Genomic DNA, 19,021 nt, shown 5'->3' on the forward strand with positions numbered 1-19,021 from the left:
TTCCGTCCCCGAGGAGACGCCATGGCACGAGTTCCCTATCTGCGCCGCGAGGACGCGGACGAGTCGCAGAAGGCCCTGTACGACCGGCTGGAAGCCGAACGCAAGGTACCGACGGCGAACATCTTCCTCGCCCTCGCGAACGCACCGGCCCAGCTGGACGGCTTCCTGACCTACGCCAACTCGCTGCGGGCCAGTGCGCTCAGCCCCGCACTCCGCGAACTGGCGATCCTGACGGTGGGGCACGTGACCCGCTCCGCGTACGAGGTGGCGCACCACCACTCGCACGGCGTGCAGGCCAGACTCACGGAGGAACAGATCGCCGCGGTGGGCGACTTCGAGTCGTCCGAGCTGTTCGACCAGACGGAGAAGGCGGTGATGCGCCTGGCCAGGGAATCCACGCTCCGGGTCGACGTCTCCGAGGAGACCTGGCGTGCCGCCGCCGAACTCCTGCCCCGGCAGCAGATGGTCGAGCTCGCGCTGTCCATCGCCTGGTACAACTCCGGCGTCCGCATCATGGGCCTGCTGGAAATCGACCTTGAGGACAACTATCCCGACCCGTTCCCGAATTCGTAGTTCTCGGCGCCGTACGGCTTATCAATTCAGGAGTATTTCAATGGCGAAGATGCTCGCTGCACGACTGCATGCGCTCGGTGAGCCGATGTCCGTCGACACGGTCGATGTGCCCGTCCCGCGGGCGACCGACGTGCTGGTGCGGGTCAAGGCATGCGGAATCGTGCCGAACATGGCCAACGTGATCAACAACTGGCCCACCTGGTACCCGCACCAGCCACTGCCCGAGCTGCCCGCGATCTTCGGCCTGGACCCCGCGGGCGTGGTCGAGGCGGTCGGCGAGGCCGTGCTCAACACCAAGCCCGGCGACCGGGTCTACGTGAGCCCGCTGCGGTCCTGCGGCAGCTGTCAGATGTGCCGCGGCGGCGAACTCAGCCGCTGCCGCTACTTCACCCTGAACGGCTACTTCAGCACCTCCCGCGACGGCCGGCGGATCTTCGACCTCTACCCCTACGGGGGTTTCTGCGAGTACATGACGGCGCCGCAGCACGCGATCGTCAACATCCCCGACACCATGACGTTCGAGCAGGCCGGCAAGCTCGGCTACATCGGAACCTCCTACCGAGCCCTCAAGAACGCCGCGGCCGGTCCGGGCCAGGTCGGGCTCATCGACGGGATCACCGGCACCCTCGGAGTCGCCTCCACCCTCCTCGCCCTGGCCTCGGGCGTCTCCACAGTCCTCGGGACCGGCCGCAACGAAGAGCTCCTCAAGCGTGTCAAGGAACTGGCACCGGACCGTATCGAGGTGATGCGGCTGGGGGAAGGCTCCTCCGGCGCGTGGGCCAAGGCCCGTACCGGCGGCGAGGGCGCGGACTTCGTCATCAGCGCCCTGGGCGCCCAGGCCCCCGCCGAGACCATGCTCGACTCCATGCAGGGTGTCCGCCGCGGCGGCAGGGTGGTCAACGTCGGTGGTGTGGCCGGCCGGCTGCCCCTGGACGTGAAGTGGCTGATGGACGAGCAGGTCCAGCTGATCGGCTCCAACTGGTTCAGCACCGCGCAGGGCCAGGAGGTCGCCGACATGGTGGCGACCGGAGCCCTGGACCTGTCGTACCTGATCCCGAAGCCCTTCCCGCTGGCCGAGGTCAACGAGGCGATCTCGGGACGTGCGACGGACCTCGACGGCGGGTTCGGCAACTACGTCGTGATCCCCTGAACCGCGGATCCCGCACACTCACCCCGCGGCGGTCCTGCGCCGGCGAGACGGAGGAACCGATGGAACTGCGCTGGCTGGAATCGTTCGTCACCGTCGCGGAGGAACTGCACTTCGCACGAGCCGCGGACCGTCTGCACCTCGCGCCATCGGCGCTCAGCGCCCAGATCAGGGCCCTGGAGTCGCACGTGGGCGTACGGCTGATCGACCGTGGCCGGCGCACCCGCCCCGCCCTGACCAGTGCCGGGCGGCTGTTCCTCGAAGAAGCGCGCCTCACCCTGGCCCAGGCCGCCCGGACCGTGGCGGTGGGCCGCCGTGCCGGGCGCGGCGAACTGGGGCACGCCCAGATCGCGTACGTCGCCTCGGCCGCGTTCTCCGGGGTGCTGACCGACGTCCTCACCCGCTGCTCGGCCCTCGGCACCGATCTCACGGTGCAGGTGCGCGAGTTGGAGACCCCGGCCCAGTTGGAGGCGCTTGCCTGCGGGGACGTCGACGTCGGCTTCCTGCGCTGGAGGCCGGAGTACCCGCCCGAAGTCACAGCCACCTGCCTGCTCACGGAGGAGGTGGTCCTGGCCCTGCCGGCCGATGCGCCGCTGGCGGCGTACGAGGCGGTCCCGGCCGCGAAACTGCGCGACGAGTGCTTCGTGGCCCCGCACTTCGACGAGGAGTACGGATGCCGCGACCAGATCCTCGAAGTGGCGGGACAAGGGGGCTTCAGCCCGCGATGCGCTCCCCCGGTACGGGACTTCATCGCCGCGCTGACCCTCGTGGGCGGTGGCCTCGCGGTGGCCCTGGTCCCCGGCTCCCTGCGCCGCGTCCAGATCCCCGGGGTGACCTACCGTCCGCTGACGGACGTAGCGCTGACCACACGGCTGGTGGGCGCCTACCGCAAGGGCGAGACCTCGCCCGCGGTACGCGGAGTGATCCGCAGGCTGCGGGAAGCAGCCGCCGCCACGGTCACGGCCGGCTGAAATCACGGTGTTCCGGCCGGCGTCGGCGCTTACCTGACACTCCTTCAGTGCGGGCCGTGGGACAGCCCCGGACCGACGCACGTTTGTACGCGGATCACGCACTGTCCGAGCAGGTCAGAGGGCGTGTGCCCGGCCTAGGCTCAACACGGAACCACCGACGGTGTGGCATCGCCCGGCCGCCCCCGGCCGGAGCAACAGGCGGAGGAGCACATGACATCGATCAAGCACGTGGGCGTCGTCGGCGCCGGGCAGATGGGCCGGGGCATCACCGAGGTCTGCGCCCGGGCCGGGCTGCGCGTCACACTGTGCGACGTGACCGAGGAGCGGGCCCGCGCCGGTCTGGCGGGCGTGGCGGACTCCCTGCTCAAGGCGGAGCAGCGCGGCGCCATCGGACCGGAGGACCGCGCACTCACCCTGGCCGGGATCTCGGCCACCGCCGACCTCTCCCGCCTGTCCGGCGCCGACCTCGTCGTCGAGGCCGCCGTCGAGGACGAACAGGCGAAGACGGAGCTGTTCCGGCAGTTGGACAAGGTGGTCACCGACCCGGCAGCCGTACTGGCCAGCAACACCTCCTCGATCCCCATCGCCCGGCTCGCCGCCGCGACCGGGCGACCGGAGGCCGTGGTGGGCCTGCACTTCTTCAACCCCGTGCCCGTCATGCCTCTGGTCGAGATCATCCCGTCGCTGCACACCTCGAAGGCCACGCAACTGCGCGTACGCGCCTTCGCGGGCGAGGTGCTGGGCAAGAAGACCGTCGTAGCCCAGGACCGCGCGGGTTTCGTGGTGAACTCCCTGCTGATTCCCTACCTGTTGGCAGCGGTGCGGATGGTCGGCTCCGGCACGGCGACACCCGAGGACATCGACACCGGCATGACGGCCGGCTGCGCCCACCCCATGGGCCCGCTGCGCCTCGCCGACCTCATCGGCCTCGACACCGTGGCGGCCATCGGTGAGGCCCTGTACGAGGAGTACCGGGAACCCCTGTACGCGCCGCCCCCGCTGCTGCGCCGCATGGTCGAATCGGGCCTGCTGGGCCGTAAGTCGGGACAGGGCTTCTTCTCCTACCAGGCGGCCTGAGGCGCACACCGGCTGACGTCATCGGCGCACCGCACGCCTCCCATGGACTGATGCCGTGCGCCCGGATCGCCCGCAGCGGGCGAGGCACCGCTCCCGGACCCACTCCCGCAGCCGGGTACCCTGCGCCGCCGGCGACTTGTACGGGTACGGCCTCTCAGGGCTCGGTCCGGGTCGGCGAGCCGTTGCTCCAGGTGGACACAGATGCTCCAAGTGGACACGGACGGCCCGACGATGACGCCCGGGCCGCCCTCCTGGGCTGTCCGGTGCGCATCGGCGTGCTCCGCGGGCAGAGTACCGATCACGTGCGCCGGATCCCGCTCTGCCGACGGCAGCACGGACCACGGGAACCTCAGGTCCGCTGCCTTGTTCGGCACACGCCCTCATACCGCACAAGGCGGCCCCGGACCTCACGAGGTCCGGGGCCGAGTGTCACCGTACTGACCGCGCAGATCGGCCGCGAGTTCGTGCTCCACCGTTTCCACGGGATCCTCCTCCGGCTCGAAGGCGCCCGGCCGCACAGCGATCACCGGTACGCCGTGGGTGACCCGGGAGCGCACGGCGTACGAGCCACCCCGAAGTCGGCCTGAGTGACCACGCCGGAGGAGTCCAGGTCGATCGCGTCGATCAAGCAGCCCGGCGTCCGGCCGCGCGGCGAGACGCCCGGACGGCGAGTCTCAGGGCGTCGGCGGCGGGCTGTTGATCCCGTCCTCCCGGCCGTCGTGATCAGCGGAACGCCGCCTGGCCCGTGAGCGCCTGTCCGACGACCAGGGTGTGCATTTCACTGGTGCCTTCGTAGGTCAGCACCGACTCCAGGTTGTTCGCGTGGCGCAGTGGCGAGTACTCCAGGGAGATGCCGTTGGCCCCGAGGATCGTGCGGCACTCACGGGCGATGGCGAGGGCCTCGCGGACGTTGTTGAGCTTGCCGACGCTGATCTGCTCAGGCCGGATGCGGTTCTGGTCCTTGAGCCGGCCCAGGTGCAGGGCGAGCAGCGCCGCGCCGCCCACGGACACAGCCATGTCGGCGAGCTTCTTCTGGGTGAGCTGGAAGGCGCTGATCGGCTTGTCGAACTGCACCCGGGAGTCGGCGTATTCGACGGCCGCCTGGAGCGAGTCCCGGGCCGCGCCGATCGCACCGAACAGGATGCCGAAGCGGGCCTCGTTCAGGCAGGACAGCGGACCGCGCAGTCCCTCCGCGAGCGGGAGTCGTGCCGAGTCGGGCAGTCGTACGTCGTCGAAGTACAGCTCGGAGGTGATCGAGGCGCGCAGCGACATCTTCTGCTTGATGTCCTGCGTGGTGAAGCCGGAGGTGCCGCGCGGGACGAGGAAGCCGCGGATGCCGTCCTCGGTCTGTGCCCACACGGTGGCCACATCCGCGATGCCCCCGTTGGTGATCCACATCTTGGAGCCGTTCAGGATCCAGTCGCCGCCGTCGCGTACGGCCCGGGTGCGCATCCCTGAGGGGTTGCTGCCGACGTCGGGCTCGGTCAGACCGAAGCAGCCGACCGCTTCACCGGCGGCCAGCCGGGGCAGCCACTCCTGCTTCTGCTCCTCCGAACCCCACTTCCAGACGGAGAACATCGACAACGAGCCCTGCACGGACACGAAGCTGCGGAAACCCGAGTCCGCAGCCTCCAGCTCCAGACAGGCCAGCCCGTAGCTGACGGCGTTGGTTCCCGCGCAGCCGTAGCCCTCCAGGTGCATGCCGAGGACACCCAACTTGCCCAGTTCTGGGGCGAGTTCACGGGCGAAGTGCGCGTTCTCGAACCACTCGCCGATGTGCGGTCGCACCCGGTCGGCGAGGAACCTGGCGACGGTGGCCTGGATCTCGCGCTCCTCGTCGGTGAGGACGGAAGCGATGTCGAGCAGGTCGAGGGGGTCCTTCAACGGCTTGCCGCTCATCTGGGGCTCCTTGGAATCATTCTCGGGTGTGCAAGGGACGGGTTCAGCAGTGACGCGATCTCTTCTGTGTGCTGGCCCAGCCGCGGCGGGGGCAGCAGGTACCGCGCGGGCGTGGCGCTCAGCGTGATGGGATGCGCGACTTGGCGCACGGGCCCGCTTCCTGGTCCTCCCGCCGTCGCGGCTGGGATCTCGACAATGCCGGGCAGGCCGAGTCGGTGAGCGAAGGCGAATGCCTCGTCGAGAGCGTTGACCGGGCCCGCCGGTACCCCGGCGGCCAGCAGGGCGGTCGACCAGTGGTCCGCGCCCTCCGCCCTGAGCAGACGGGCCAGGTTCTCCCGCAGCTCGGTGCGGTGGGCCACGCGATCGGTGTTTGCACGAAAGCGGTCGTCGGCAGCGAGACCGGGTTCCCCGACGACTGCGGCGAGCGCCGCGAACTGCTTGTCGTTGCCCACCGCGAGGGCGATCGGGCGATCGGCGGTCGGGAACGTCTCGTACGGAGCGATGCTCGGATGTGCGTTCCCGATACGTTCCGGGACGACACCGGCGACGGCGTATGCCGATGCCTGGTTGACCATCGCCGACAGCAGCGAGCCGAGCAGGTTCACCTCCACGAGCTGTCCCCGCCCGGTGGCGTCCCGGTGCCGCAGCGCCGCGAGGATGCCGAGCGAGGCGTGCAGTCCGGTGATCACGTCGACCAGGGCCACGCCGGCCTTCACCGGTTCCCCGTCGGCGGTTCCGGTCACGCTCATCAGACCGCCGACAGCCTGCACAAGTAGGTCGTATCCGGGGATCGCGGCGCCCGCGCCGCTGCCGAAACCGCTGATCGAGCAGTAGACCAGCCCGGGGTGGCACGCCCGGAGTTCCTCGGGGCCGAGCCCCAGCCGCTCCATCGTGCCGGGACGGAAGTTCTCCACCACCACGTCGCACTCGGCGACCAGGGCACGGGCCTGTTCCAGACCGTTCCCGGAGGCAAGGTCCAGGACGACCGACCTCTTGTTCCGGTTGACGCTCAGGAAGTAGGTCGACGTGCCGTCGTGGCTCGCGGGCGGGTGCCAGGCCCGGGTGTCGTCCCCGATTCCCGGCCGCTCGACCTTGATCACGTCGGCCCCGAGGTCGGCGAGGAGCATGGTGGCGTACGGCCCCGCGAGAACCCGGGAGAAGTCGGCGATGCGGAGCCCTTCCAACGCGCCCCGCCCCGCTCCGTCGCGACCGCCGGCCCATCCGTCCGGCACGGTGTGCTGGGTGCTCACGCACCCTCCTCTCTGATCGTCCCGCCCGCTGTGCGCCCGCCGGGTCCCGTCACCACCAGCGCTCCGGAGGCCGTACCGGCTCGGCGAGTTCGACGACGGGAACGCCCTGGCCAGAGGGGGCGACGACCCGTACGACCGTCACCCGTGCGCCCACCGCCACCACGAAAGGTGCCGCGCCGGTGACCTGGCAGAGCAGGTTGAAGCCCTCGTCCATCGCGACGAACCACGTGTTGTGGTGGGCGTGGCCGTTGCGGCGAAGGACGACCCCGGCGCCCGCGCTGCGTTCCCTGCTGAAGGCCATGGCCCCGCAGGCACGGCAGAACGAGCGCCGGTAGGCCGGCGTGCCGCACCACCGGCAACGCTGGAAGAAGAGTTCCCGGCGCCCCGCCGGTGCGGCCGGCGAACACGTCGCGGTCACGTCGGCGGCAGCCGCGTCAGGGGTTTCCCCCAGTTCGGTGTCTTCGGGGATTTCTGTCTGGAGCATCGCGGCCTCCCGCACGCAGTTCGGCGACCGGAAAACGGTGATCGGAATCCGATGTCCCTCTCACCCTGGCCCTGCCGCGAATTGCCGGTCAACGACGAGATGGCGCATCTTTGTGCGCGGAAAACGTTCCATCCACCGAGGTCAGAGCGGTCGCCGCGACGTTGCTGCCACCGCCGGGCCCGCCGGCCGCGGGCACCGGCCGTCGGGTGCGTGTGGACGTACGCGACTCCGATGCGCAGCATCCAGTCGGTGTCCAGCGACGAGTACCGCGTAGGGCGGTCGGCGACGCGCGGCGGCGAGCAAGGTCGCGGTGGTCGCCGGGTAGCCGGTGGTCGGTGGTGGTTCGTCGATGAGCGGGTCGGAAGGCGAAGGCAGGCGTAAATCAGCAGGTCCAGGCACCACATGATGAGTCATCGGAGATGTCGGCCTGGATGGGTCCCAGAAAAGCACTGGTCATAGGTGTTTTCTCGGCTCGCGGTCCTTCGCGTGGACGCCCAGAGCGTCAAACGAGCGTCAAGGCCGAGAGTCCGTCCTGCTCAGGGCTGAGCAGACTGCGGCAACCGGTTCACCCGGGAATCCGCCCTCGCTCGCTGCGGACGACGACTCGTACGTCATGACCCGTGCCACGTCTCCGGCCGCCATAATGGAGTCATGACCTCCAGCCCACAGCACCCCGCACCCGCGCCGAGGGACGTCTCGGGCGAGGACGCCGAGGACCTCGCGCTGTACCGGGAGAAGTTCCGGCGCCGTCTGCCGGAGTCGCTGGACGAGTTGCGCGGGCCGACCCACGGTGTCGTGGATCTGCCGCTGCACATGGCCTGGTCCGGGATGACCTCGTACGACCTGGGCAAACCGCGCCAGCGCATGGGCCTGTACCGCACCGTCCTGCACGAGGGCCTGCACGACGACCTGCCCCGCTACCTCGACCAGGACCTGCTCCTCCAACTGTGGCCGGTGCTGCGCACCCTCGTCGGACGCACCGTGCGCGCCGTATGGGAAGACGCCTTCCCCCAGCTCGCCTCCCGCACCCGGGCAGCCGCGTGACGGACATGCCGGAGCTGCACACGCGGCTCCTGGCGGACGTGATCGCCCTCGGCGCCCCGTACCCCCTGGTCCTCACCGGCGGATACGCCGTACGGGCACACCGCCTGGTGAGCCGCCCCAGCCAGGACCTCGACGTCGCCACCGAGAACCCGGCACCCATGGCTGACATCGCCGCTACGCTCCGCGTCGGCCTGGAGTCCCGCGGTTGGAAGGTGTACGCGCTGGAGACCGCCCCGCTGTCCGCCCGCTTCACCGTGACAGACCCGGCCACCGGGCTGGAATGCGAGGTCGACATCCTCAAGGAGATCTTCTGGCGGCCGGTCACCCAGAGCGCGTACGGGCCCGTCCTCGCGGAGGAGGACGTGATCGGGACCAAGGTCCGCGCCCTCGCCGACCGCGGAGCGCCACGCGACCTGATCGACGTGTTCGCAGCGTCCCGCCGCTGGACCAATGCCGAGCTCGAGGAGTTCGGCCGCCGCCACGCCCGCGGCCGCTTCGAGCGCGAGGATCTGCAGGCCAACCTCACGGGTGCCGAGTGGACCGACGACGAAGCCTTCGCCGCCTACGGGCTCGATGACGCCACCATCACCGCTCTCCGCTCCTGGGCGGTGGAATGGGCCGATGACCTCGCGGCCCGGCTCCTGGAAGAGGCCGGTGATCCGGACATCGACTGATCACGTCCGGACCGTGGCCTGCACGACCCCCGTCCCACGCCGCAAGCTCGCTCGGACAGGGCACCCGCCCCTCGAACGTTGCCTCACGCCCGCCGTCCTTGCCGCCCCCCGAAGGCGGAGACGCCCGGCCCGAGGATCTCCTGGGCCAGGGCCTGCGACACGTGCTCGAACTCCCGGGTGCTCAGCCCGCTGAGGTTGTAATCCACCCCGCCATGATGCCGCCGCGGCTATCTCCCGACCGTCCAACGCAACTTTTTGCCCGGCCGGGCCTCTGCGACCACGCCGATTCACGTGGCTTGACCAGCCTAGAAAGACGCCTGACACCCCATCAGAACGAGCGTCAAATGAGCGTCACGAGCGTCGTTTCGGCGTCAAGATATCGCCCGTAACGCCCACACCGCACATCATGCGCACACATAAAACCGCAGGTCAGGAGCCCTTCGCGGCCGGTTCGAGGATGGCGACACACTCCACGTGATGCGTCATCGGAAACAAATCAAACGCCCGCAGCATCCGCACCCGGTACCCCCCACCCCGGAAATACCCCAAATCCCGCGCCAGCGCGGCCGGATCGCACGCCACGTACGCGATGCGGCGCGCGCCCAGTGACGACAGGTGCTCGACGGTCTTTCGGCCGGCCCCCGCGCGCGGTGGGTCGAGGACGATCAGGTCGACCTCGGTGATGCCGGTGCGCGGGAGGACCGACTCGACCTTGCCCTGCTCGATGCGGACGCGGGGGAAGTCGGCGAGGTTGTGCCGGGCGTCTTCGACCGCGCGCTTGCCGGACTCGATGCCGAGTACCGCGCCTTTCTCACCGAGGCGGTCGGCGAGCGCGCCGGCGAACAGGCCGACGCCGCAGTACAGGTCGAGCGCCATCTCGCCCTTGCGCGGGAGCAGCCCCTGCATGACCGCCGTCACCAGCGTGTCCGCGGCCTTCGGGTGGACCTGCCAAAAGCCGCCGTTGCCGACGCGGTGGGTGCGGCCGTCGGCGCGCTCGCGGACGAAGGGGCGGCCGTGGACGCGGTGGATGCCGCCGTCCTTCTCCTCCACCCGCAGCACGGACACCGGCTTGTCCAGCTCGACGATCGGCAGCCGCGCCCCCGGCCTCGGCGTCAGGATCACCTGCCGGTCCTGCGACCCGGTCGCCGCGATCGCCTCGACGGACTCCATGCCCGTCCAGTCACGCTTCTCAATGCCCAGCTCGCTCACTCCGGGAGCCGCGATCATGCAGTGGTCGATCGGCTCCACCTCGTGCGAGCGGTGCCGGCGCAGACCCGCGCGCCCTGTGTCGGCGTCCACGGCGTACTGCACCCGCGTCCGCCACGCCGGGACCTGCCCGGCGGGCAGCTTGTCGCCCTCGGCGGGCATGACCGTGCCGTCCCAGCCCGCCTCCTCGGGCGTCAGCCCCGCGAGCCGCTGCAGCTGCTCGGCGATGACCTCGCCCTTCATCCGCCGCTGGGCGCCGGGTCTGGCGTGCTGCCAGTCGCAGCCGCCGCAGCGGTCGGGACCGGCGTACGGGCAGGGCGCCTCGACGCGGTCCCTGGCGGCCGACCGCACTTCCACCGCGTCCGCGCGCAGGAAACGGGAGCCTTCCTCGCCCTCCGTCACCCGCGCCACGACCCGCTCACCGGGCAGCGCGTGCCGGACGAACAGCACCTGGCCCGACTCGGTACGGGCGATGCAGTGCCCGCCGTGCGCGACGGGCCCGACCTCGACCTCGTACTCCTCCCCGACCAGCGACTTCTTCGGTTCTGCCTGCATGGCGGGGTGACTCCACAACGTCAAAGGAAAACGGGCGATCAAAGGGAACAGGAGGGACAACAGCCCATCAGTCTACGTGCTCAGCGGCACGTCACTCCTTCCCGCTCGGCTCCTTCGCCCGCTGCTCCGCCGGACCACGCCGTACCGAACCCGGCGCGTTCCACTCCTGCCGCTTGCGGGCCCGCTTCCTGGCGAGTTCGGAGGACTCCAGCTGGTAGGGCACCGAGGTCACCATGATGCCGGGCGTGAACAGCAGGCGGCCCTTGAGCCGGAGCGCGCTCTGGTTGTGGAGCAGGTGCTCGTACCAGTGCCCGACGACGTACTCGGGGATGATCACCGACACGGCGTCGCGCGGCGACTCCCGGCGCACGCTCTTGACGTACTCGATGATCGGCCGGGTGATCTCCCGGTACGGCGAGTCCAGCACCTTCAGCGGTACGTCGATCCCGCGCCGCTCCCACTCCTCGCGCAGCGCCTTCGTCTCGGCCGGGTCGACGTTGACGCTGAGCGCCTCAAGGGTGTCCGAGCGCAGCAGCTTGGCGTAGGCCAGGGCGCGCAGGGTGGGGCGGTGGATCTTGGAGATCAGGACGACGGAGTGCACGCGGGACGGCCGTACGCTGTCGTCGCTCGGGCCCTCGGGGGCGGCGAGTTCCTCGGAGACGTGGTCGTAGTGGCGGCGGATGGCCGTCATCGTCACGTAGAAGATCACCATGCCGAGCAGGGCGACCCAGGCGCCGTGGGTGAACTTGGTGACCAGGACGACGACCAGCACCAGGCCGGTGAAGAAGGCGCCGAAGGTGTTGATCGCGCGGGAGCGGATCATGTGGCGGCGCTTGGCGGGGTCCTTCTCGGTGGCCAGGTGGCGGTTCCAGTGGCGGACCATGCCGGTCTGGCTGAGCGTGAAGGAGACGAACACGCCGACGATGTAGAGCTGGATCAGCCGGGTCGAGTCGGCGCCGTAGATCCACACCAGCAGCATGGCCGCGCCGGCCAGCAGCACGATGCCGTTGGAGAAGGCGAGCCGGTCGCCGCGGGTGTGCAGCTGGCGGGGCAGATAGCGGTCCTGGGCGAGGATCGAGCCGAGCACGGGGAAGCCGTTGTACGCGGTGTTGGCCGCGAGGAACAGCACCAGCGCCGTGGCCGCGGCGAGCACCACGAACAGGAAGCTGCCCTTGCCGAAGACGGCCTCGGCGACCTGGGTGATCACCGGGTTCTGGACGTAGTCGGAGCCGAGCGCGACACCGTTGCTCAGCAGGTCGACGGCCGGGTTCTCGGCCATGCGCACCTTGGTCGCCATGGCCAGCGCGATGATCCCGCAGAACATGGTGACGGCGAGCAGGCCCATCATCGCCAGCGTGGTCGCCGCGTTCTTCGACTTGGGCTTGCGAAAGGCCGGGACACCGTTGGAGATCGCCTCGACACCGGTCAGCGCGGCGCAGCCGGAGGAGAAGGCGCGCAGCAGCAGAAACACCAGCGCGAAACCCGCCAGGCCCTCGTGCTCCGCCTTGATCTCGTACGACGCCGTCGGCGCCCGCATGGAGTCGTCCAGCACCAGCCCGCGGAACGCGCCCCACACGATCATGATGAAGACGCCCGTGACGAACACGTACGTCGGGATCGCGAAGAGGTTGCCGGACTCCTTCACCCCGCGCAGGTTCATCAGCGTCAGCAGCAGGATCACGGCGATCGCGCAGAGCACCTTGTTCTCGACGACGAAGGGGATCGCGGAGCCGAGGTTCTCGATGCCGGACGAGATCGACACGGCGACGGTGAGGACGTAGTCGACGAGCAGCGCGCTCGCGACGGTCAGGCCCGCCTTGTTGCCGAGGTTGGTGGTGGCCACCTCGTAGTCGCCGCCGCCGCTCGGGTAGGCGTGCACGTTCTGCCGGTAGGAGGCGACCACCGTGAACATCAGCACGACGACCGCACCCGCGATCCAGGGGCTGAAGTGGTATGCCGACACGCCCGCGATCGAGAGGACCAGCAGCACCTCTCCGGGCGCGTACGCCACGGAGGACAGTGGGTCGGAGGCGAAGACGGGAAGGGCGATGCGTTTCGGCAGGAGTGTTTCCCCCAGCCGATCACTGCGCAGTGCGCGCCCGATCAGAATCCGCTTGGGCACGTCGGTCAGTTTGGACACAACAGAGCATCGTAGGCGTTCGAACGTGGGACCGCCCACCTGCCACCCCACATCTGCTCTCCGGGTGAAAACCAGGAGCGGTGCGGCGACGGTTTGCACAGGTCGTCCCGCACCTATGTCTATATGACAAAATCCGCCCTCTTCCCGCCTGGCTCCCGTCTGATTCCCGCCTGATTCCCGCCTGATTCCCGTCCGTCTCCCGGCTGTTGCCGACCTCCGGAGGATCCATGCACAGCACCGCCCAGCTGATCGGCGCCGCGGCCGCCCTCGTCGGCCTCGGCATCCTGACCCTGGTCAGCGTCCGCAGCATCAGCCGCCGCTAGAGCCCGGACACCCTCGAATCGGGCACGGACGCCCAGGTCAGTGGCGATCGACTCGGTCCGTTCCGGCCCGCTCCGCAGCGGCGTGAGACGTTATGGAACAAGTTCGCGCCGCGGCGGTTCAGCGGCTGGATGGACTGGGCTGAGCCTCGGCGGGGCGGCTGCGCGAAACGACGCGCAGGCCGCCGGCGTCGACGACCCGGACCTGCAACGAACCACAGCCGCACCGCGTCCACACCGTGCTGCCTGCCGCGGTGGTGTGCCGGGACACCACTTGGAAGGGCTCGGCGCGGTCCGGCCAGCCACAGTGCGGGCACAGGGTGCCGGTCGTGCCGGTCATGCCGGTCATGCCGGTCATGGCAACTCCTGGGGTGAATCGGTGGGGGGGACATGACGGGACGGTGGGGACGGTGCGCGGTGGCGGTGTCCGTCAGCGAAAGAGCGCATCCCCGCCCGGTACGGGGCCGCGCCGATCTCACCGCCCAATCGCTGGGCCACCAGCCGGCGTTCGGCCGCCTCAAGTTCCGCACGCCGCCGCCGGTGCCGGGAGCCGCGCGGTCGGCTGCCGGCGGTCGCCGTCAGCAGCCGAGCCGTGTCGTACAGCGCGCCGATGATGATGAGCAGTTGGAGCAATACGGCTGCGGTAACCATGGCACTGGCCTCGTGAGAAGCGGCTCCACCCGGTGTGAGCGGTCGCTTTCAGCCTGCGACCCGACGGCCGTCCGGCACTGGGGCCGCTTGGGGCACGGAACGGGCCGACCGTCCTCTTCACGGCGGGGCGCGGTCCCTCGGCACCGCAACGCCCCCGATCGACGCCCCGCGCGGTTGAAGCGGGGGCCGCTCGGAGGCGCAGGGACGCCCGGCCCGTGGATCGCCCGTCAGTCGTGCGGAACGACCGCGACCGGCGCCATGGCATGGTGCAGCACCGCGTGCGTGACGGGCCCGATGCGTGCCCTGAGCGGGGGGCGCAGGGTGCGGCGCCCGACGACGAGGAGGCTCGCGCCGGACGCGGCCCGGATCAGCGTGGACTGGGCGCGGCCCTCGGTCACGGTCTCGACGACCTCGACGCCGGGGTATTTCTCGCGCCACACCTGCAGGACGGCGGTCATGAAACCGAGCCATTCCTCCGCCCGCTGGACCCCGTCCACCAGGCCGATCTCCCCAGGGCCGAGGACGATGAGAGACGGCGGCTGCCAGGCGTGGACGACCCGCAGCCGCGCCCCCCGCAGCCGAGCGGCTTCGAAGGCGAACTCGATCACCTCGTCGCACGGGTCTCCGAGGTCGAGGCCCAGGACCACGTCGCGGTAGCCGGTGCGGGTGGAGCCGCTCCCGTCATCCGCCGGGAAGTGCTCGTCCGTGGCCTCCTCGCCCGCCCTGACGAAGACGACGGGCCGGGTGGCCCGCGCCACGACGCCCAGGGCGACCGACCCGACGAGGAGACCGGTGAAGCCGCTCAGGCCGCGCGAGCCCACCACGAGCATGTCGGCCTGCTCGGCGGCAAGGACCAGGGCGGCGGTGGCCGGGCCCTCGACCTGTTCGTCGTCGAGGCGTATGCCGGGGCAGGCGCGGTGGACGCGCTCCCCGGCCTCACGCAGGACGCGCCGTGCGAAGTGGCGTTGAGCGGCCGTGGCCGGTTCGCCGTCCTGCCGAGGGTGCCAGTTCCAGGCGTGCACCAGCCGCAGCGGCCGGTCGCGGCGCGCTGCCTCACGGGCGGCCCACTCGGCGGCTGCCAGGCTTTCGGCGGATCCGTCGACCCCGGCGATGACGGGCGCAGGCATGGCGCTCACCTCCTGGCTCGGTCTGCTCATCCGTGGTCTGTTCTTCGGTGCTCTGTTCCTCGGTGTCAGCGTCGCCCCGCGGCCTACCGGCGGGTATGGGCCGCCAGGGCTCCGATCCGGGTCGTTCGGCCCCCTGCGGGGCGCCCGACCGCGCGAGCAGGCTGGAACTCGCCCGGGTATCGGGTCCCCCGGGCCGGAAGGCGGCACAGCATGGCACGAGCGATCATCGCCGGGGTCGACCGGTCGGCACGCAGCCGGGCGGCGGCAGACTGGGCCGCGCGCGAGGCCCTGTTGCGCGGGATGCCCCTGCAAGTGGTCCATGTGGCTCCGTCGGACGGCCCGGACCCCGCGGAGCGGTGGCCGTACCGGCCGGAGACCGTGGCCGACCGTGTGGTCGCCGAACTGGTCGGCCGGCACCCTTCGTTGACGGCCCGGAGCATGAACGTCACCGGCGCTGCGGTGTCGGTCCTGCGCGCGGTGGCCGAGGAGGCGGAGCTGCTCGTACTCGGCCTGCGCGGCGAGGGCGGTCACGCCGGGGTCGTCCTCGGCTCGACCGCCTCCGCCCTGGCCATGGAGTGCGCCCGCCCGGTGGTGCTGGTGCCCGGCACGCTCACCGGTGAGGGACCCCAGGGCCGCGCCGACGGCGTGACCGTGGGGATCGACGCCCGAAACCCGGCGGGCGGCGTGCTCGGCCTGGCCTTCGAGACCGCCCGGCTGCGCGGCGCCCGCCTGCACGCCGTGCACGCCTGGTCCCCGCCGGCGGGCGCGGCCATGTCACCCTTCCCCTCCCTGGAGGAGGAGCGGGCGGCCTGGGACAGCGAGGTGCGGCTGTTGTCCGACGCGCTGCGTCCCTGGCGGAGCGAGTACCCGGAGGTCGAGGTCTTGGAAGACGTCGTGCTGCTTCCCGCCGTCGCGGCGCTCACCCATGCCGCCGGCAACTCCGGGCTGGCCGTGGCCGGCCGCCACACAGGCGGCACGGCGCTCGCACTGCTGCGGCACGCCCGGTGCCCGGTCGCCGTCGTACCGGCCTGACCCCGGTCGGCCCACTCGGCTTGGGCCCTTCGGCCCCTGTGGAGCGAGGCGGCCACGCGTCACCGTGGGAGGCATGAGGAGCCGCGGTCGGATCGCCGTCATCGGCGTGGGGAACGAGTTCCGGCGCGACGACGGCGTGGGCTGGGCCGTCATCGCCAGGCTGCGCGAGCAGGCCGCGGAACGGCCGCTTCCGCCGGGCACCGAACTCGCGACCTGCGACGGCGACCCCGGACGCCTGATCGGCCTGTGGGAAGGCGCCCGCCTGGCCGTGGTCGTCGACGCGGCCCACGCTCACCCGGGCACCCCGGGCCGCGTGCACCGCCTCGAACTCGACGCCGGGCTTCCCGACCAGCCGCCGACCACCAGCTCGCACGGGCTCGGTCTCGGCGAGGCCGTCGAACTCGCCCGGACGCTGGGCCTGTTGCCGGACCACCTGGTGGTGTACGCCGTGGAGGGCGCCGAGAGTTCGCTCGGCGCCGGCCTCTCCCCCGCCGTCGCGGCCACCGTCGAGCCCCTGGTGGAGGCCGTCGAGGACGAGATCGCGCGCCACCGGGACACGGCACCCGGGAGGCCCGCATGACCGTGCGCCGCTTCCATGTGGAAGGCATCGTCCAGGGGGTCGGCTTCCGGCCGTTCGTCTACCGCACCGCGGCCGAGCTCGGCCTCGACGGCTGGGTGGCCAACATCAACGGGCATGTGGAGGGCGAGGTCGCCGGGCCGGCCCGCGCGATCGAGGAGTTCGCGACGCGCCTCCGCTCCACCGCCCCGGCCCTCGCCCGGGTGCGCGGCGTCCACCTCAGCGACGGCGCCCGGCAGTCGACGTACGACCGCGGCTTTCGGGTGCGGCACAGCGCCCCGGGGCACGCGGGCACCGCATCCCGCGAGATCCCGCCCGACGCGGCGATCTGCGATGCGTGCCTCGGCGAACTGCGCGACCCACGCGACCGGCGCTACCGCTACCCGTTCATCAACTGCACCGACTGCGGCCCACGCGCCACGATCATCGAAGACCTGCCGTACGACCGGATCCGCACGACCATGCGCCGCTTCCCGCTGTGCCCCGCCTGCGCCGCCGAGTACGCCGACCCCGGCGACCGGCGCTTCCACGCCGAACCCGTTGCCTGCCCCGCCTGCGGGCCGCGGCTGGCCTGGGAGGAGCTGCGCGGCGAGGACGCGCTGCGGGCGGCGGTGAAGACCGTTGACACGGGCGGGATCGTCGCGTTGAAGGGGCTGGGCGGCTACCAGTTGGTGTGCGCTGCGGGCGATCCGGCGGCCGTGGCGGAGCTGCGGCGCCGCAAGGGGCGTCCGGCGAAGCCGTTCGCCGTGATGGTCCCCGACGTCAGGACCGCGGCCCGGCTGGCGCAGATCGGCGCCACGGAACAGCGGGCGCTGACGTCGCCGGAGCGCCCCGTGGTGCTGCTCGCCCGCCATCGGTGGCGCGGGACGACGCCTCCGCTCGCCCCCGAGGTGCACCCCGGGCTGACCCGCGTCGGCCTGTTCCTGCCCACCACCGGCCTGCACCACCTCCTGCTCGACGAACTGGCCCGGCCTCTCGTGGTCACCAGCGGCAACCTCAGCGACGAGCCGATCGCCGTCGACGACGCCGAGGCCACGCGCACCCTTGCCTCGGTCGCGGACGGCTTCCTCACCCACGACCGGCCGATCCGCTCCCGGTACGACGACTCCGTCGTCCAGTTCACCGGACGAACCCGGATCACGATCCGCCGGGCGCGCGGGCTGGCCCCCGCCCCGCTGCCCCTGGACGTACGGCAGCCGGTCGCCGGGGCGGGCGCGCAGCTGAAGCACACGTTCACCCTGGCCGCCGACGGCCGGGCCCACATCGGGCCGCACACCGGGGATCTGGCCGATCTGCCGACGTACGAGGCGTTCACGGCGTCGTACGACCACCTCAGGCAGCTCACCGGCATCGAGCCGATCGCCCTCGCCCACGATCTGCACCCGGGCTACCTGTCCACCCAGTGGGCGGAGACTCAGCAGCTGCGCCGGATCCCGGTGCAGCACCACCATGCGCACGTGGCCGCCTGCGCGGCCGAGCACGGCGTACGGGGACCGTTCCTCGGGGTCGCCTACGACGGGCTGGGCCTGGGCGACGACGGCACACTGTGGGGCGGCGAGATCCTCGTCGCCACCCTGAGCGGCTACCGCCGCGTGGGCCGGTTCGCGACCGCGCCCCTGCCCGGCGGCGACGCGGCGGTACGCCACCCCTCCCGCACCGCCCTCGGCCACCTGCTCGGCGCCGAGGCGCTGGGCTCCGCGCGCCCGTATCCCTGGCTCACCCGGCCTTTCACGGACGGGCTCGAACCGGCCGAGGTCGCGGCCGTACGGGTCATGATCGCGCGGGACGTCAACTGCCCGCGGGCGTCCAGCGCGGGACGGCTCTTCGACACGGTGGCCGCACTGCTCGGACTGTGCCACCGGGCGGGTTACGAAGGTGAGGCGGCCGTCCTGCTCCAGGCGGCGGCCGGTGACGAGCACGCCGTACCGCTGGCCCACCGCGTCGTCAGGGAACAGGGACTGTGGGTGTACGACCCGGTGCCAACCCTCGTCGACCTGCTGGCGCGGCAGCTGGACGGGGAGTCACCGACCCGGCTGGCGGCGGCCTTCCATCTGACGCTCGCGATCGTCACCGCCGAGCTCGTCGCGCGGGCCGTTGCCGAGGGTGCGCCGCGCACGGTGTGCCTGGGCGGCGGCTGTTTCGTCAATCGGCGGCTGCTGACCGAGGTGAAGCGCCGGCTGCACGCGCAGGGGTTGCGTGTGCTGGTCGGCGGTCAGGTCCCGGTCGGGGACGGCGGCATCAGCTACGGCCAGGCGGCGGTCGCGGCCGCGCGGCTTGCCGGGGAGGGGTGAAGA

The 19,021-nt window shown here is 71.3% G+C and carries 19 protein-coding genes; 9 read left to right on the top strand and 10 right to left on the bottom strand.

Annotation, left to right across the window (positions count from 1 at the left end; genetic code table 11):
• Positions 1–21 precede the first annotated feature (21 nt).
• From GFH49_RS12955 to GFH49_RS12970, 4 genes are all read left to right on the top strand, one after another.
• On the top strand, positions 22–573 hold the full coding sequence (locus tag GFH49_RS12955) for a carboxymuconolactone decarboxylase family protein (protein WP_155056003.1): 552 nt from the start codon (positions 22–24) through the stop codon (positions 571–573).
• 40 nt (positions 574–613) lie between these two features.
• Positions 614–1,723, top strand: coding sequence for an alcohol dehydrogenase catalytic domain-containing protein (locus tag GFH49_RS12960; protein ID WP_155056004.1), 1,110 nt, complete (start codon positions 614–616; stop codon positions 1,721–1,723).
• 59 nt (positions 1,724–1,782) lie between these two features.
• Positions 1,783–2,691 carry a LysR substrate-binding domain-containing protein gene (locus tag GFH49_RS12965; RefSeq protein ID WP_155056005.1) on the top strand — a complete coding sequence of 303 codons (909 nt, stop codon included), beginning with the start codon at positions 1,783–1,785 and terminating at the stop codon, positions 2,689–2,691.
• A 210-nt stretch (positions 2,692–2,901) separates the two neighbouring features.
• Positions 2,902–3,768: a 3-hydroxybutyryl-CoA dehydrogenase gene (locus tag GFH49_RS12970; protein WP_155056006.1), complete on the top strand. Its 867-nt coding sequence runs from the start codon at positions 2,902–2,904 to the stop codon at positions 3,766–3,768.
• 407 nt (positions 3,769–4,175) lie between these two features.
• Here the strand turns inward: GFH49_RS12970 and GFH49_RS12975 are convergent, their stop codons facing one another.
• The 4 genes from GFH49_RS12975 to GFH49_RS12990 all read right to left on the bottom strand — a co-directional run bounded on the left by GFH49_RS12975 (position 4,176) and on the right by GFH49_RS12990 (position 7,401).
• Complete coding sequence (locus GFH49_RS12975; protein ID WP_155056007.1) at positions 4,176–4,325, bottom strand: hypothetical protein; 150 nt, start codon at positions 4,323–4,325, stop codon at positions 4,176–4,178.
• 166 nt (positions 4,326–4,491) lie between these two features.
• Positions 4,492–5,667 (bottom strand): acyl-CoA dehydrogenase family protein, encoded by a 1,176-nt coding sequence (locus tag GFH49_RS12980; protein WP_155056008.1) that lies wholly within the window; start codon positions 5,665–5,667, stop codon positions 4,492–4,494.
• Positions 5,664–6,917 carry a CaiB/BaiF CoA transferase family protein gene (locus tag GFH49_RS12985; protein WP_230396266.1) on the bottom strand — a complete coding sequence of 418 codons (1,254 nt, stop codon included), beginning with the start codon at positions 6,915–6,917 and terminating at the stop codon, positions 5,664–5,666. Before GFH49_RS12985 ends, GFH49_RS12980 begins: the two co-directional genes overlap by 4 nt.
• Positions 6,918–6,966: 49 nt before the next feature.
• Positions 6,967–7,401: a zinc ribbon domain-containing protein gene (locus GFH49_RS12990; RefSeq protein ID WP_155056009.1), complete on the bottom strand. Its 435-nt coding sequence runs from the start codon at positions 7,399–7,401 to the stop codon at positions 6,967–6,969.
• A 651-nt stretch (positions 7,402–8,052) separates the two neighbouring features.
• Between GFH49_RS12990 and GFH49_RS12995 the strand changes: the two genes are divergently transcribed.
• Positions 8,053–8,445 (top strand): hypothetical protein, encoded by a 393-nt coding sequence (locus tag GFH49_RS12995; RefSeq protein WP_155056010.1) that lies wholly within the window; start codon positions 8,053–8,055, stop codon positions 8,443–8,445.
• A gap of 5 nt (positions 8,446–8,450) precedes the next feature.
• Positions 8,451–9,119: a nucleotidyl transferase AbiEii/AbiGii toxin family protein gene (locus tag GFH49_RS13000; RefSeq protein WP_196217963.1), complete on the top strand. Its 669-nt coding sequence runs from the start codon at positions 8,451–8,453 to the stop codon at positions 9,117–9,119.
• A gap of 83 nt (positions 9,120–9,202) precedes the next feature.
• Here GFH49_RS13000 and GFH49_RS40975 read toward each other — a convergent pair whose 3' ends face one another.
• The 6 genes from GFH49_RS40975 to GFH49_RS13025 form a co-directional block, all read right to left on the bottom strand.
• Positions 9,203–9,325 (bottom strand): hypothetical protein, encoded by a 123-nt coding sequence (locus GFH49_RS40975; RefSeq protein ID WP_268867494.1) that lies wholly within the window; start codon positions 9,323–9,325, stop codon positions 9,203–9,205.
• Between the two features lie 223 nt (positions 9,326–9,548).
• The gene (locus GFH49_RS13005) at positions 9,549–10,880 is read right to left on the bottom strand and encodes a class I SAM-dependent RNA methyltransferase (protein ID WP_155056012.1); all 1,332 of its coding nucleotides are present in this window, start codon (positions 10,878–10,880) and stop codon (positions 9,549–9,551) included.
• Positions 10,881–10,971: 91 nt separating this feature from the next.
• A complete protein-coding gene (locus GFH49_RS13010) occupies positions 10,972–13,020 on the bottom strand; it encodes an APC family permease (protein ID WP_155056013.1) in 2,049 nt (682 codons plus the stop codon).
• 441 nt (positions 13,021–13,461) lie between these two features.
• Positions 13,462–13,698, bottom strand: a complete 237-nt coding sequence (locus GFH49_RS13015) for a hypothetical protein (protein WP_155056014.1) — start codon at positions 13,696–13,698, stop codon at positions 13,462–13,464.
• Positions 13,695–13,991 (bottom strand): hypothetical protein, encoded by a 297-nt coding sequence (locus GFH49_RS13020; protein ID WP_155056015.1) that lies wholly within the window; start codon positions 13,989–13,991, stop codon positions 13,695–13,697. Before GFH49_RS13020 ends, GFH49_RS13015 begins: the two co-directional genes overlap by 4 nt.
• 227 nt (positions 13,992–14,218) lie before the next feature.
• Entirely contained in the window at positions 14,219–15,118 is a 900-nt protein-coding gene (locus GFH49_RS13025; protein WP_155056016.1) for a universal stress protein, read from the bottom strand.
• 210 nt (positions 15,119–15,328) lie between these two features.
• Between GFH49_RS13025 and GFH49_RS13030 the strand changes: the two genes are divergently transcribed.
• From GFH49_RS13030 to hypF, 3 genes are all read left to right on the top strand, one after another.
• On the top strand, positions 15,329–16,150 hold the full coding sequence (locus tag GFH49_RS13030; protein ID WP_155056017.1) for a universal stress protein: 822 nt from the start codon (positions 15,329–15,331) through the stop codon (positions 16,148–16,150).
• A 73-nt stretch (positions 16,151–16,223) separates the two neighbouring features.
• Complete coding sequence (locus tag GFH49_RS13035) at positions 16,224–16,730, top strand: hydrogenase maturation protease (RefSeq protein WP_155056018.1); 507 nt, start codon at positions 16,224–16,226, stop codon at positions 16,728–16,730.
• Positions 16,727–19,018 carry a carbamoyltransferase HypF gene (gene hypF, locus GFH49_RS13040; protein WP_155056019.1) on the top strand — a complete coding sequence of 764 codons (2,292 nt, stop codon included), beginning with the start codon at positions 16,727–16,729 and terminating at the stop codon, positions 19,016–19,018. Before GFH49_RS13035 ends, hypF begins: the two co-directional genes overlap by 4 nt.
• The last annotated feature ends 3 nt before the right edge of the window (positions 19,019–19,021 follow it).

Source organism: Streptomyces blattellae (assembly GCF_009709555.1).
Classification (GTDB): Bacteria; Actinomycetota; Actinomycetes; order Streptomycetales; family Streptomycetaceae; genus Streptomyces; species Streptomyces blattellae.